12 protein-coding genes are annotated in these 13,761 nt (G+C 66.7%); 11 read left to right on the forward strand and 1 reads right to left on the reverse strand.

The features are described 5' to 3' along the window. The first annotated feature begins 21 nt into the window (after nucleotides 1-21). The 10 genes from atpD (at nucleotide 22) to HPA02_RS07430 (ending at nucleotide 12,412) form a co-directional block, all read left to right on the forward strand. Entirely contained in the window at nucleotides 22-1,392 is a 1,371-nt protein-coding gene (gene atpD, locus HPA02_RS07385) for a F0F1 ATP synthase subunit beta (protein WP_146802449.1), read from the forward strand. Nucleotides 1,393-1,419: 27 nt separating this feature from the next. Beyond that, entirely contained in the window at nucleotides 1,420-1,848 is a 429-nt protein-coding gene (locus tag HPA02_RS07390; RefSeq protein WP_146802450.1) for a F0F1 ATP synthase subunit epsilon, read from the forward strand. Between the two features lie 309 nt (nucleotides 1,849-2,157). After that, nucleotides 2,158-3,528, forward strand: a complete 1,371-nt coding sequence (gene mgtE / locus HPA02_RS07395) for a magnesium transporter (RefSeq protein ID WP_146802451.1) — start codon at nucleotides 2,158-2,160, stop codon at nucleotides 3,526-3,528. Nucleotides 3,529-3,666: 138 nt separating this feature from the next. Further along, entirely contained in the window at nucleotides 3,667-4,464 is a 798-nt protein-coding gene (locus HPA02_RS07400) for an undecaprenyl-diphosphate phosphatase (protein ID WP_146802452.1), read from the forward strand. An 18-nt stretch (nucleotides 4,465-4,482) separates the two neighbouring features. Next, the gene (locus HPA02_RS07405; protein WP_146802453.1) at nucleotides 4,483-5,583 is read left to right on the forward strand and encodes an FAD:protein FMN transferase; all 1,101 of its coding nucleotides are present in this window, start codon (nucleotides 4,483-4,485) and stop codon (nucleotides 5,581-5,583) included. Further along, nucleotides 5,580-6,941, forward strand: a complete 1,362-nt coding sequence (gene glmU, locus HPA02_RS07410; RefSeq protein ID WP_146802454.1) for a bifunctional UDP-N-acetylglucosamine diphosphorylase/glucosamine-1-phosphate N-acetyltransferase GlmU — start codon at nucleotides 5,580-5,582, stop codon at nucleotides 6,939-6,941. The genes HPA02_RS07405 and glmU overlap by 4 nt, the downstream gene beginning before the upstream one ends. Nucleotides 6,942-7,116: 175 nt before the next feature. Continuing rightward, the gene (locus tag HPA02_RS07415; RefSeq protein ID WP_146802455.1) at nucleotides 7,117-7,884 is read left to right on the forward strand and encodes a DeoR/GlpR family DNA-binding transcription regulator; all 768 of its coding nucleotides are present in this window, start codon (nucleotides 7,117-7,119) and stop codon (nucleotides 7,882-7,884) included. Nucleotides 7,885-7,909: 25 nt separating this feature from the next. Beyond that, nucleotides 7,910-9,739 (forward strand): glutamine--fructose-6-phosphate transaminase (isomerizing), encoded by a 1,830-nt coding sequence (gene glmS, locus HPA02_RS07420; RefSeq protein ID WP_146802456.1) that lies wholly within the window; start codon nucleotides 7,910-7,912, stop codon nucleotides 9,737-9,739. A gap of 138 nt (nucleotides 9,740-9,877) precedes the next feature. After that, the gene (locus tag HPA02_RS07425; protein WP_186809947.1) at nucleotides 9,878-10,735 is read left to right on the forward strand and encodes a DUF72 domain-containing protein; all 858 of its coding nucleotides are present in this window, start codon (nucleotides 9,878-9,880) and stop codon (nucleotides 10,733-10,735) included. 336 nt (nucleotides 10,736-11,071) lie between these two features. Then, on the forward strand, nucleotides 11,072-12,412 hold the full coding sequence (locus HPA02_RS07430; RefSeq protein ID WP_146802458.1) for a sodium-dependent transporter: 1,341 nt from the start codon (nucleotides 11,072-11,074) through the stop codon (nucleotides 12,410-12,412). A 68-nt stretch (nucleotides 12,413-12,480) separates the two neighbouring features. On the opposite strand, the gene HPA02_RS07435 is transcribed toward HPA02_RS07430, so the two are convergent. Continuing rightward, nucleotides 12,481-12,678 carry a PA3496 family putative envelope integrity protein gene (locus tag HPA02_RS07435; RefSeq protein ID WP_146802459.1) on the reverse strand — a complete coding sequence of 66 codons (198 nt, stop codon included), beginning with the start codon at nucleotides 12,676-12,678 and terminating at the stop codon, nucleotides 12,481-12,483. A 206-nt stretch (nucleotides 12,679-12,884) separates the two neighbouring features. Between HPA02_RS07435 and hexR the strand changes: the two genes are divergently transcribed. Further along, on the forward strand, nucleotides 12,885-13,751 hold the full coding sequence (gene hexR, locus HPA02_RS07440) for a transcriptional regulator HexR (protein WP_146802460.1): 867 nt from the start codon (nucleotides 12,885-12,887) through the stop codon (nucleotides 13,749-13,751). Nucleotides 13,752-13,761 lie beyond the last annotated feature (10 nt).

Here is a 13,761-nt window from a genome sequence, read left to right on the forward strand (position 1 = left end):
AGGGTTTTGAGAGGAACCAAGATGAGCGGACGTATCGTACAAATCATCGGCGCGGTGATTGACGTAGAGTTTCCGCGGGACGATGTGCCCAAGGTCTACGACGCGCTGAATGTCGCCAATTCCGAAACCGTGCTCGAAGTCCAGCAGCAGCTGGGCGACGGCGTGGTGCGGACCATCGCCATGGGCTCCACCGAGGGCCTCAAGCGGGGCATGGACGTCGAGAACACCGGCGCGGCCATCTCCGTGCCGGTGGGCAAGGAGACCCTGGGGCGCATCATGGATGTGCTGGGTCGCCCGATCGACGAAGCCGGCCCGATCGGCGAAGAAGCACGCATGCCGATCCACCGCAAGGCCCCGAGCTACGCGGATCAGGCGGCTTCCAACGAGCTGCTGGAAACCGGCATCAAGGTCATCGACCTGGTCTGCCCGTTCGCCAAGGGCGGCAAGGTCGGCCTGTTCGGCGGCGCCGGCGTCGGCAAGACCGTCAACATGATGGAGCTGATCCGCAACATCGCCATCGAGCACAGCGGTTTCTCCGTGTTCGCCGGCGTGGGTGAGCGGACCCGTGAGGGTAACGACTTCTATCACGAGATGACCGACTCCAACGTTATCGATAAGGTATCGCTGGTCTACGGTCAGATGAACGAGCCGCCCGGGAACCGCCTGCGTGTGGCCCTGACCGGCCTGACCATCGCCGAGAAGTTCCGCGATGAAGGCCGCGACGTGCTGCTGTTCGTCGACAACATCTACCGCTACACCCTGGCCGGTACCGAGGTCTCGGCCCTGCTGGGCCGGATGCCCTCCGCGGTGGGGTATCAGCCGACCCTGGCCGAGGAGATGGGCGTCCTGCAGGAGCGCATCACCTCCACCAAGACCGGCTCCATCACCTCCGTGCAGGCGGTCTACGTCCCCGCGGACGACCTGACCGACCCGTCCCCGGCGACCACCTTCGCCCACCTGGACGCCACCGTGGTACTGTCCCGCTCCATCGCCGAGCTGGGTATCTACCCGGCCATCGATCCGCTGGACTCCACCTCCCGTCAGCTGGATCCGCTGGTCGTCGGCGACGAGCACTACGACACCGCTCGCCGCGTGCAGGGCGTGCTGCAGCGCTACAAGGAGCTCAAGGACATCATCGCCATCCTGGGCATGGACGAGCTGTCCGACGAGGACAAGCAGACCGTGGCCCGGGCGCGTAAGATCCAGCGCTTCCTGTCGCAGCCGTTCTTCGTCGCCGAGGTCTTCACCGGTGCGCCCGGCAAGTACGTGTCGCTGAAGGAGACCATCCGCGGTTTCCAGGGCATCCTCAACGGCGACTACGACGAGCTGCCGGAGCAGGCCTTCTACATGGTTGGCACCATCGACGAGGCCGTCGAGAAAGCCAACAAGTAAAGGGCCGTCCACCAAGAGGACTAGACTATGGCGAACAGCTTCAAGTGCGAGATCGTCAGCGCCGAAGCCGCGGTGTTCTCCGGCCGGGTCGAGCAGATCATTGCGGCCGGCGTGATGGGTGACCTGGGCGTGCTGCCCGGTCACGCACCGCTGCTGACCGAGCTGCAGCCGGGTCCGGTTCGCGTCATTCATGACGGTGGCGACGAGGAAAACTTCTACATCTCCGGCGGCTTCCTGGAAGTGCAGCCGGATGTGGTGACCATCCTCGGCGATACCGCCGTGCGTGCCGACGACCTGGATGAGGCCGCCGCCGAAGAGGCGCGCCAGCATGCGCTGAAGGCCTTCAACGAGCAGTCCGCGGAGCTGGATTACAGCCGCGCCGCGTCCGAGCTCGCCGAGGCCGTGGCCCAGCTGCGTACCATTCAGCAGTTGCGCAAGAAACTCGGCCGAGGCTAACCCCTCCCGGGCCGTGGAAAACGCCTCTCGAACAGTGTTCGGGGGGCGTTTTCGTGTGTGGAGGCTGCCGGACTTAACACAGACCTACTGCGAATCCCGGGCTTTCGGCCAACTTGATTCGATCGATTTCGTTAAATAGCTCGCTATTCGCCTCAATCGATCGGACCATTTGACTCGAAATCCGTGATCCTCGTCACGATCGGTCAAGCCCGGCAGCCTCCTGGTATCATGACTCCCATTGCCGGATCGCCTCCGGAAGATTCCGTCACCTGTCGCCGCGTGGATCGTGGAGGCATCAGGAGGATGCCCATGTCGCTGAACGAAACCCTCACCGAGCAGAAGAGCGTCCTGCTGGCGGCCCTGGCCCAGGATGACGCCGAGCGCCTGGATGCCCTGCTGCCGGAGCTGCGTGCCGCCGATATCGGTGAGATCCTCGAGGATATCGCCGAACAGGAGGAGGGCCTGGCTTGCTTCCAGGCGCTGATGGAGCGCCTGCCCATCGAGCGGCGCGCCAATGTGCTGGGCTATCTGCCCGGTGAGCTGCAGCTGGCCTGGGCCGCCGAGATCGCCGACGAGGCCCTGTTGCTGGTGCTCGAGGAGATGAGCTCCGACGAGCGTGCCGACCTCTTCAATCTCTTCGATGAGGATCGCCGCGAGGCGCTATTGCGACGCATGGCCCGCCAGGAGCGCGAGGAGCTCAAGCGCCTGGCCAGCTACGAGGAGGGCACCGCCGGGGCCATCATGACCTCGGACTATGTGGCCATTCCCAGTGGCATGACCGTCTCCCAGGCGATGATGCGGGTACGCCAGACGGCACCGGACGCCGAGACCGTCTACCAGATCTATGTCGTCGATCCCGAGGGCCGCCTGGTGGGGACCCTGTCGCTGCGTCAGCTGATGGTGGCGCGGCCCGGGGCCCGGGTCGATGACCTGATGATCAAGGACGTGATCGGCGTGGCGGTGGACGAGGAGCAGGAGGAAGTGGCCCGCCTGGTGGCCCGCTACGACCTGCTGGCGATCCCGGTGATCGATGCCGAGGAGCGCCTGGTGGGCATCGTCACCCACGATGACGCCATGGACGTGGCCGAGTCCGAGGCCACCGAGGATATCCACAAGGGGATGTCCATCGGCGCCTTGGAGGACGGCGTCAGTCGGGTGCCGCTGTGGAGCCTCTACCGCAAGCGGGTCTTCTGGCTCGTGCTGCTGGTCTTCGCCAACCTTTTCTCCGGCGCCGGCATCGCCTACTTCGAGGAGACCATCGCCGCCCAGGTGGCGCTGGTGTTCTTCCTGCCGCTGCTGATCGGCAGCGGCGGCAACGCCGGGGCCCAGGCCGCTACCCTGACGGTGCGTGGCATGGCCACCGGCGACGTGGGGGTCAAGGACTGGGGCAAGCTGCTGGGGCGCGAGCTGCTGGTGGCCGGCTCCCTGGGGCTGACCATGGCGGTGGCGGTGACGCCCATCGGCATCATGCGCGGCGGCGAGACCGTGGCCCTGGTGGTGGCCTTCAGCATGGTCACCATCGTGCTCTTCGGCAGCCTGCTGGGCATGTGCCTGCCCTTCGTGCTCAATCGCATCGGCTGGGACCCGGCCACCGCCTCGGCGCCCCTGGTGACCACCCTGATCGACGCCTCCGGGGTGCTGATCTATTTCAGCATCGCCACCGCCCTGTTGACCGGCTAGGCGCCAAGGCGTCTTGTCTCGCTGGCGTGCCTTAGTCGCGATGGTGCGACGGCGGACAAGGCACGCCATGGGGTGTATTCTCTGCCAGGTTTCGAACCGGCCCGCGCGGTCTCATCCCTGATAGCAAGCGAGTGATCCATGGATTGGCTGCAGGTCCTGGTGCTTTCCATCCTGCAGGGACTCACCGAGTTCCTGCCCATCTCCAGCTCGGCGCATCTGATCCTGGCGCCGGAGCTGACCGCCTGGCCCGACCAGGGCCTGGCCTTCGACGTGGCCCTGCATATCGGCAGCCTGGGGGCGGTGGTGATCTACTTCCGCCATGACCTGGGGCGCATGCTAGTCAGCTGGTGGGCCTCCCTGAGGGGCCGCGGCACCGATGCCGACGGCCGCCTGGCCTGGTGGGTGCTGCTGGCCACCGTGCCGGTGGGGGTGGTGGGCTGGGCGTGCCACGACCTGATCCAGGACGCCATGCGCTCGCCGCTGATCGTCGCCGCGGGACTGATCGGCTTCGGGGTGCTGCTGGGCTACGCCGACTGGCGCGGGCGCGGACGCCTGAGCGAGTACCAGCTGACCTGGAAGCAGGCGCTATGGATCGGCGCCGCCCAGGCCCTGGCGCTGATTCCCGGCACCTCCCGCTCGGGTATCACCATCACCGCGGCGCTGCTGCTGGGGCTAAGTCGGGAGGGGGCCGCGCGCTTCTCCTTCCTGCTGTCGATCCCGGTGATCGTGCTGGCCGGGGGGATGGAGACCCTGACCCTGATCCGCACGCCCCAGGCCATCGACTGGTCGGTGCTGGTGATCGGGGCCCTGCTCTCCGGGATCAGCGCCTACCTGTGCATCCACTACTTCCTGGCCTTTATCCAGCGCATCGGCATGCAGCCCTTCGTGGCCTACCGGCTGCTGCTGGGGGCCTGGCTACTATGGATCTTCTGGTGATTTCCGAGGAGTGATGTGATGAGGTCCTGTGCAAGCCCGGTGCGCTGGGCACTGATGGTGCTGCTGGCGGTGACACTGAGCGCCTGCGATAACGGCGATCGCCCGCTGGAGTCACCGGTCACCCTGGATGGGGAGATCTTCGGCACCTTCTATCAGGTGACCATCGCCGATTCCCTGACCCGGCAAGGCGCCGAGGCGCTGGAGGCGGGCTTCCTGGAGGTGCTCGAGGCGGTGGATGCCTCCATGTCCACCTATCGGGACGACGCCGAGCTGGTGGCCTTCAATCGGGCGCCGGTGGGCGAGTGGCAGCCCCTCTCTGCGCCCCTGATGGAGGTGCTGGCCATCGGCCAGGCGGTGGCCGAGGCCAGCGGCGGCGCCTTCGACATGACGGTGGGTGGCCTGGTCAATCTGTGGAGCTTCGGGCCCGAGGCTCGCCCCCGGGAGGTGCCCGATGGCGACGAGCTGGCGACCCGCCTGGCCGAGATCGGCCCCGACAAGCTGGAGCTGGATCCGGCGACGAGCCAGGCGCGGCGCCTGGCGGATGTCTTCGTCGACCTCTCCGGGGTGGCCAAGGGGTATGCCACCGACCGGGTCGCCGTCTACCTGGAGGCCCAGGGCATCGATCACTATCTGGTCAACCTGGGGGGCGACCTGGTCGCCCAGGGATTCCGGGATCGCCAGGCGCAGCCCTGGCGGATCGGCGTCGAGCTGCCGGATAGCGAGCGCCGGGTGGCCCGCCATGTGCTGCCGCTGCATGACGGTAGCGTGGCCACCTCCGGCGACTACCGCAACTACTTTGAAGAGGATGGCCGGCGCTTCTCCCATACCCTCGATCCGCGCAGCGGCTATCCGGTGACCCATACCCTGGCCTCGGTATCGGTCTTTCACCCCTCCAATGCCTGGGCCGATGCCTGGGCCACCGCACTCAGCGTGGTAGGGCCGGAGGAGGCCCTGACCCTGGCCGAGCGCGAGGGGCTCGAGGTGCTGCTGCTGGTGCGCGACGGCGAGGGCTGGGCGAGCCTGGCCAGTCGTGCCTTCGGCGAACGCCTGGGCGAGGCCCGCCTCGCCGAGCTGGAGATCGAGGTGCCGGCATGGAACCACAATCAGGAGGAAGAATGAGTCTCGACGTCGTGATTCTCGCCGCCGGGCAGGGCTCCCGGATGCGTTCGACCCGGCCCAAAGTGCTGCATCGCCTGGCCGGCAAGCCCATGGTGCGCCATGTGATCGATACCGCCACCCGGCTCGGCGCCGGCAAGCTGCATGTGGTGATCGGCCACGGCGCCGACCAGGTGCGCAGCGAGCTGGGCGACTGCCCGGTGCACTTCGCCCTGCAGGCGGAGCAGAAGGGCACCGGGCATGCGGTGGCCCAGGCCCTCGAGGGCCTGGAGCATGACAAGGTGCTGGTGCTCTATGGCGACGTGCCGCTGATTCGCGCCGAGACCCTGGCGGGGCTGCTGGACGGGGTCGACGAGTCACATCTGGGGCTGCTCACCGTGACCCTGGCGGAGCCCGACGGCTATGGGCGCATCCTGCGCAATGCCGAGGGTCAGGCGGTGGCCATCGTCGAGCACAAGGACGCCTCCGAGAGCGAGCGGGCGGTCAAGGAGTGCAATACCGGCATCATGGCCATGACCCGGGCCCAGCTGAAGCGCTGGCTGCCCCAGCTCTCCGCCGATAACGCCCAGGGCGAGTACTACCTCACCGATATTATCGCCCTGGCCGCCGCCGAGGGGGTGAAGATCGTCACCGCCCAGCCGGAGGATCCCCTGGAGGTGGAGGGGGTCAATAACCGCGCCCAACTGGCGCGCCTGGAGCGGGCGCATCAGGCGCGGATCGCCGAAGCGCTGATGACCGAGGGGGTGGCCCTGCTCGATCCGGCACGCCTCGACGTGCGGGGCAGCCTGCGCTGCGGCCATGACGTGGAGATCGACGTGGGCTGCGTCTTCGAGGGTGAGGTAGAGCTGGGCGAGGGGGTGCGCATCGGCCCCTATTGCGTGATCCGCGACAGCCATATCGGCGCCGGCAGCGTGATCGAGGCCCACAGCATCGTCGAGCAGAGCGTAGCGGCGGGACATAACCGTATCGGGCCCTTCGCCCGGCTGCGTCCCGGCACCCACCTGGCGGTGCAGGCCAAGGTGGGTAACTTCGTCGAGACCAAGAATGCCCAGGTGGGCGAGGGCAGCAAGATCAACCACCTGAGTTATGTGGGCGATGCCACCCTGGGGCGCGGCGTCAACGTGGGGGCCGGTACCATCACCTGCAACTACGATGGCGTCAACAAGTCCCGCACCGAGATCGGCGACGACGCCTTTATCGGCTCCAATACCGCCCTGGTGGCCCCGGTCAGCGTGGGGGCCCGCGCCACCATCGGCGCCGGTTCCACCATCAGCAAGGACGTGGCCGACGGTGCCCTGGCGGTGGCCCGGGGTCGCCAGTTGACCAAGGCGGACTGGCCGCGGCCCAGCAAGCGCAAGTAATCGCGGGCGGTTAATGCCCGAGGCCCGGGGCTACCCTGGGGCAGGCCTCCGGGAGGCCGGCCCCCAGTGTCCCTTAGCGATTCCCGCACGAACCCTGCTCGGGTAGCTCCCGGGCTTGACCCGGGGCGCCGGCTGCGGTTTTATCTCTTCTTTCGAGTCGAAGCCAAGATCTTTCATGTCGAAGCGTAATACCGCCCAGCGCCGCCATGCCATTCTCGCCTTCGTCAACGCCCGGGGCGAGACCGGCGTGGATACCCTGGCCGAGCACTTCGCCATCTCCGAGGTGACGGTGCGCAAGGACCTGGCGACCCTGGAGAAGAGCGGCCTGCTGCTGCGCCGCTACGGCGGGGCCGCGCCCCTGCCCCAAGAGCTGCTCGGGGAAGCGCGCCTCTCTCCGGCCAAGCGGGCCATCGCCCGGGCCGCCTGCGGGCGTATCCGCGAGCATCAGCGCATCATTATCGACAGCGGCAGCACCACCTCGGCGATGATTCCCGGCCTGGCGGGCAAGGCGGGCCTGGTGGTGATGACCAATGCCCTGGCGGTGGCCAATGCCCTGCGCGAGCTGGAGGAGGAGCCGATGCTGCTGATGACCGGCGGCACCTGGGATCCCCACTCCGAGTCCTTCCAGGGCCAGGTGGCGGAGCAGGTGCTGCGCCAGTACGACTTCGACCAGCTGTTTATCGGCGCCGATGGCATCGATCCGGCCCGGGGCACCACCACCTTCAACGAACTGCTGGGCCTCTCCCGGGTCATGGCCGAGGTCTCCCGGGAGGTCGTGGTACTGGCGGAGTCCGCCAAGGTAGGCCGGCGCATTCCCAACCTGGAGCTGCCCTGGAAGGTTATCCACACCCTGATTACCGACGAAGGGCTTGGGGATAAGTCATTGGCCGCCATCGAGGCCCAGGGGATCGAGGTGATCCGGGCCGCCGTCGACGCCGACTAGTCGCATTATTTCGAGGAGAGTCATCATGTGTGGAATCGTCGCCGCGGTCGCCGGCCGCAACGTCCAGGGCATCCTGCTGGAGGGCCTCAAGCGCCTGGAGTATCGGGGCTACGACTCCGCGGGCATGGCGGTGCTCGATAGTGCCGGGACCCTGGGGCGGCGCCGCGCCCTGGGCAAGGTCGCGGCCCTGGAGGCGCGCCTCGCCGAGTCGCCCCTGGGCGGTCACAGCGGCATCGCCCATACCCGCTGGGCCACCCATGGCAAGCCCAGCGAGGCCAATGCCCACCCCCATCAGTCCGGCGATGACCTGGCGGTGGTGCATAACGGCATCATCGAGAACTTCGAGGCGCTGCGTCGCGAGCTGCGGGGCGAGGGCTTCGTCTTTACCTCCGAGACCGATACCGAGGTGGTGGCCCATCTGCTGGCGCGTCAGCTGCGCGATGGCAAGGATCTGCTGGCGGCGGTACAGGCGGTGGCCGGGGGGCTCGACGGCGCCTATGCCCTGGGGGTGATCAGCCCCTCGGAGCCCGGCGTGGTGATCGGCGCCCGCCAGGGCAGTCCCCTGGTGGTAGGGGTGGGCATCGAGGAGGCCTTCCTCGCCTCGGACCCCCTGGCGCTGCTGCAGGTCACCGACCGCTTTATCTACCTGGAGGAGGGCGACGTGGTGCGCCTGGCCCCGGGCGGCGAGATCGCCATCTTCGATGCCCGGGGACAGGCGGTGGAGCGTCCGGTGCGGGTCTTCGAACACGGTGACGGCGCCGCCAGCAAGGGCGACTATCGTCACTTCATGCTCAAGGAGATCCACGAGCAGCCGGCGGTGATCGCCGCCACCCTGGAGGGGCGCCTGGGTGCCGAGGGGGTACTGGTCAACGGCTTCGGCAGCGAGGCCCAGGCGCTCTTCCCGCAGGTGCGCCAGGTGCATATCGTCGCCTGTGGCACCAGCTACCACGCGGGCCTGGTGGCCCGCTACTGGCTGGAGCGCTATGCCGGCCTGCCGACCCAGGTGGAGGTCGCCTCGGAATACCGCTATCGTCGGGTGGTGGTACCGGAGAACACGCTCTTCGTCACCCTCTCCCAGTCCGGCGAGACCGCCGATACCCTGGCCGCCCTGCGCTTCGCCAAGGACAATGGCTACCTGGCCAGCCTGGCGATCTGCAACGTGCCGGGCAGCTCATTGGTGCGAGAGTCGGACCTGACCCTGCTCACCCAGGCCGGCCCGGAGATCGGCGTGGCCTCCACCAAGGCCTTTACCACCCAGCTCACCGCCCTGCTGCTGCTGACCCTGGCCCTGCAGCGCGTCCAGGGGGGCGAGGCTCCGGCGGGGCTGATCGAGGCCCTGCGTGGGCTGCCCGAGGCGGTGACCCGGGTACTGGCCCTGGACGACGAGATCGAATCTTTTGCCGAGGCCTTCGCCGAGAAGCACCATGCCCTCTTCCTGGGGCGTGGCGCCCACTACCCCATCGCCCTGGAGGGGGCCCTGAAGCTCAAGGAGATCTCCTATATCCATGCCGAGGCCTATCCCGCCGGGGAGCTCAAGCATGGGCCCCTGGCCCTGGTCGACAGCGAGATGCCGGTCATTTCGGTCGCCCCCAATGATGAGCTGCTCGACAAGCTCAAGTCCAACCTCCAGGAGGTGCGGGCCCGGGGCGGCGAGCTCTTCGTCTTCGCCGATGAGAGCGTGGCCCTGGAGGCCGGGGAAGGCGTGCGGGTGCTGCGCCTGCCGGCGGTGCACGAGGCCCTGGCGCCGATCCTCTACACCCTGCCGCTGCAGCTGCTTTCCTACCATGTGGCGGTACTCAAGGGTACCGATGTGGATCAACCGCGGAACCTAGCCAAATCCGTCACGGTGGAATAACAAGGCAAAGGCCGGGCCCCGATGTGGATTAGCCCGGCTCTCCACCACCCCGGCTAAATCCGTCACGGTGGAGTAACAAGGCAAAGGCCGGGCATCGATAGGGATCGGCCCGGCGAGTCGAGAGCCATCGAGTAGATCATGGGGAAACTTCACTTGGGCCTGGCCATGTGGGCCAATGGCGACTGGCGGGGCTCGCTGCTGGCCCCCCATGGCGGTAATGCCGGCATGCTGGCGGAATATGCCGCGGTCTTCGATGCCGTGGAGGGCAATACCACCTTCTATAGTGGCGCCCCGCGGGCCGAGACGGCGGCGGCCTGGGCGCAACAGGCGCCCTCCCACTTTCGCTTCTGCTTCAAGCTGCCTGCCGAACTGACCCATCGCCGGCGCCTGGTGGGTATCGAGGCGGAGCTCGCGGCCTTTATCGAGGCCTTGGCGCCGCTGCATGATCGCCTCGGACCGCTGATGATCCAGCTGCCCAGGGACTTCGGTGGCCAGGAGCTGCCGCGGCTGGCGGCCCTGCTCGAGGCGTGGCCGGCGGATCTGCCGGCGGCGGTGGAGGGGCGGCATCCCGACTTTTTCCACAAGGGGGAGGCCGAGCGGGCCTTCAACCGCCTGTTGATAAGTCATGGCATGGAGCGGGTAATGCTGGATGTCCGCCCGCTCTTTGCCACGCCCGCCGGCGAGGAGCCCGGCCTGCTCAAGGCCCAGGGCGAAAAGCCGAGAGTCCCGCTACATGTGATCTCCACGGCATCCTCGCCCCTGGTGCGTTTTATCGGTCACTTCGACGCCGCGATCAATCGGCAGCACTTCGCTCCCTGGGCGGAGCGCCTGGCCTTGTGGATAAAACAGGGGAAAACCCCTTTCCTCTTTGTGCATACCCCGGATAACCGGGAGGCCCCGGCCCTGGCGCGCGACCTCTATGCCGAGGTGGCGCGTCGCGTCCCCTTGCCGGCGCTGGCGGCCTTTCCCGGTGAGCAGCAAGTCAGCCTTTTCTAATCTTTCGATCCGGGACAGGAGACGAAAGCGGGCCTGGCCATCGAGCGTATGATCGGATAGTTTTATCGTCCTGAGCGCTGTTTATCCAAAGATCTTCCCGGGTTTTGCGCGAATCCTGCGTGGATTCGGTAAGGTTTCGGCGCTCGGCACCCTTTCGCCTGGGCACCGACCAGGGGCCATGGCGGAAGGGGGCGTGACTTGGCAGTGATCCTGCCTGGATCCTGTCATGCCCTTGGAGCGCCGTGTGACCCATGGCGCCCTGGACGTGGCAACAATAAGCACAAGCCGTTATCGCATCCGACCGATCGATAGCGACACGCACAATCAGGGTGAATCATGTCCAACAAGCTACATGCGCAATGGTCCTCGCGACTGGCCTTTATCCTGGCCGCCACCGGCTCCGCCGTCGGCCTGGGCAATATCTGGAAGTTTCCTTATATGGTGGGCGAAAGCGGCGGCGCCGCCTTCGTCCTGGTGTACCTGTTATGTATCGCCCTGATTGGCCTGCCGATCCTGGTGGCCGAATGGCTGGTGGGGCGGCGTGGCCAGGAGAACCCGGCGAATGCCATGGCCGATGTGGCCGAACGGGCGGGACGCCCCCGAATCTGGTGGCTGGTGGGCGCCAGCGGCATCATCGGTGCCTTCCTGATCCTCTCCTTCTACAGCGTGATCGGCGGCTGGTCGCTCTACTACACCCTGGGCTCGGTGACCGGCGCCTTCAGTGGCCAGGATGCGGACGGCATCGGCGAGCTGTTCGGTAATATGCTGGCTAGCCCCGGCCTGCTGCTGGCCGGTCACTCGGTCTTCATGCTGCTGGTGATCGGTATCGTGGCGCGCGGGGTCAGCAAGGGGCTGGAGGGCGCGGTGCGCACCCTGATGCCGGCGCTGGCGCTGCTGCTGCTGGTTCTGGTGGGCTACGGTATGACCACCGGCCACTTCGGCCAGGCGGTGGCCTACCTGTTCAATCCGGACTGGAGCGCCCTGAGCGGGGATACCGTGCTGGCGGCCCTGGGCCACGCCTTCTTCACCCTGTCGCTGGGCATGGGCATCATGATGGCCTATGGCTCCTACCTGGGCGAAGAGGTGAACCTGCTCAAGACGGCGCGCACCGTGGTGATCCTCGATACGGTGATCGCCCTGGCGGCGGGCCTGGCGATCTTCCCGATCGTCTTCTCCAACGGTCTCGATCTCGATTCCGGCCCCGGCCTGATCTTCGTTACCCTGCCGCTGGCCTTCGGCAATATGGGCGGTGGCCTGATCCTCGGGTTGATGTTCTTCCTGCTGCTGACCTTCGCCGCCCTGACCTCGGCCATTTCGCTGCTGGAGCCGGTGGTTGAGTTCGTGGAGGAGCGCACCCCGCTGTCCCGGAGCCTGTCCACCCTGGTGGCCGGCGTCGGTGCCTGGGCGCTGGGCATCGCCGCCCTGCTGTCGTTCAATGTGTGGAGTGACCCGGTGCTGTTCGGCCTGGGCGTCTTCGACCTGCTCGATAAGCTGACCAGCAAGTTTATGCTGCCGCTGACCGGCCTGGGGGCGATCATCTTCGTGGGCTGGTTCCTGGAACGTCGCGGCGTCGAGCAGGAGCTGGGCCTGAGCGGTGGTATGGCCAGCCTCTGGCACCTGGTGTCACGTTATGTGGCACCGATCGGCGTCATCGTGGTGTTCATCGCCAGCCTCTAGGCTCGCGACGGGACGCTGTCGCCGTTCTCCCCGGTAGCCCCGCCTCGGCGGGGCTACCGCGTTCTTGTCTATTGCAGGGCGTCGTCGAGGTCGCTGATCTCCTTCTCGAGACGCTTGAATTCGCCATGCAGCTCGATGCCGCGACGGGCTCGCAGATGGCGCACGGCGGCGCTCTTCTGGCGTTGCTGGTGTTCGTCGTTCTCCATGCTCATGAAGATATCGAGGAGCTCGTTACGAAGCGTGGATAGCCGTTCCATATCGCGCATGAGTCGGTTCTCCTGCAGAGGACGCAAGCAACAAAAGTGTCGACACTGCTTCTCTTACTATAACCTACTTGACAATTTGATGACCCAGGCAGGCCGTTGATGTCAAGCGCCGCCATCCCGGTGCTGACAGCTCGGCCTCGAGCTGGGCATACTGAAGGCGCGCCCGTCGGGCCCCGAGACGATAACGAAAGAACGAGGAGCGAAACGTGAGCCGCGCCCTATTCGATGAACTCAGAGGTCGCATGGAGCACTTTCGTCGCTCCGAGCAGAAAGTGGCCCGCTTTGTGCTGCGCAATCCCGAGGAAGTGATTCATATGCGAATCGTCGACCTGGCGACCGAGGCCAAGGTCAGCGAACCCACCGTGGTGCGTTTCTGCCGCGCCCTGGGCTGCAACGGCTTCCAGGACTTCAAGCTCAAGCTGGCCCAGATGCTGGCCACCGGCAGCCAGTTCGCCCAGTTCTCCATGAACGACAGCGATAGCGTCGCCGAATTTTCCCACAACATCTTCGACTCCACCGTGGGCACCCTGCTCTCGGTGCGCGACCGCCTCGATATCGAGGCCCTCAACCAGGCCATCAACGCCCTGGCCATGGCCAACCGGGTGGAGTTCTATGGTTTCGGCGCCTCGGGGGCGGTGGCCTTCGATGCCCAGCACAAGTTCTTCCGCCTGCAGATCTCGACCTCGGCCTACACCGATCCGCATATGCAGAACATGTCGGCGGTGACCCTGGGCAAGGGCGACGTGGTGGTGGCCATCTCCCAGACCGGCCGCACCCGTGCCCTGGTGGCCAGCGTGCGTCTGGCCCGCGAGGCCGGCGCCACCGTGATCGGCTTGTGCCCCAGTGGCTCGCCGCTGGCCGAGGAGGTGAGCCTGCCGCTCTATATCGATGTCCACGAGGACACCGAGATCTATACCCCCATGAGCTCGCGGATCGCCCATCTGGTGCTGGTCGACGTGCTGGCGGTGGGGGTGGCCAAGACCCGCGGCCCCCGGCTCGCCGAACAGCTCAAGTCGGTGAAGAAGAGCCTGGTGCCGCTGCGCTATCCGGAAGACGACGAACCGGGCGCCTAAAGCCGCGAGT

Origin of the sequence: Bisbaumannia pacifica, assembly GCF_007989625.1 — a bacterium.
GTDB lineage: Bacteria > Pseudomonadota > Gammaproteobacteria > Pseudomonadales > Halomonadaceae > Bisbaumannia > Bisbaumannia pacifica.

What these genes read in the sequence shown, in the direction of transcription:
- atpD (WP_146802449.1), top strand. Translation starts at nt 22, where the DNA reads ATGAGCGGACGTATCGTACAAATCATCGGCGCGGTGATTGACGTAGAG.
- HPA02_RS07390 (WP_146802450.1), top strand. Translation starts at nt 1,420, where the DNA reads ATGGCGAACAGCTTCAAGTGCGAGATCGTCAGCGCCGAAGCCGCGGTG.
- mgtE (WP_146802451.1), top strand. Translation starts at nt 2,158, where the DNA reads ATGTCGCTGAACGAAACCCTCACCGAGCAGAAGAGCGTCCTGCTGGCG.
- HPA02_RS07400 (WP_146802452.1), top strand. Translation starts at nt 3,667, where the DNA reads ATGGATTGGCTGCAGGTCCTGGTGCTTTCCATCCTGCAGGGACTCACC.
- HPA02_RS07405 (WP_146802453.1), top strand. Translation starts at nt 4,483, where the DNA reads ATGAGGTCCTGTGCAAGCCCGGTGCGCTGGGCACTGATGGTGCTGCTG.
- glmU (WP_146802454.1), top strand. Translation starts at nt 5,580, where the DNA reads ATGAGTCTCGACGTCGTGATTCTCGCCGCCGGGCAGGGCTCCCGGATG.
- HPA02_RS07415 (WP_146802455.1), top strand. Translation starts at nt 7,117, where the DNA reads ATGTCGAAGCGTAATACCGCCCAGCGCCGCCATGCCATTCTCGCCTTC.
- glmS (WP_146802456.1), top strand. Translation starts at nt 7,910, where the DNA reads ATGTGTGGAATCGTCGCCGCGGTCGCCGGCCGCAACGTCCAGGGCATC.
- HPA02_RS07425 (WP_186809947.1), top strand. Translation starts at nt 9,878, where the DNA reads ATGGGGAAACTTCACTTGGGCCTGGCCATGTGGGCCAATGGCGACTGG.
- HPA02_RS07430 (WP_146802458.1), top strand. Translation starts at nt 11,072, where the DNA reads ATGTCCAACAAGCTACATGCGCAATGGTCCTCGCGACTGGCCTTTATC.
- HPA02_RS07435 (WP_146802459.1), bottom strand. Translation starts at nt 12,678, where the DNA reads ATGCGCGATATGGAACGGCTATCCACGCTTCGTAACGAGCTCCTCGAT.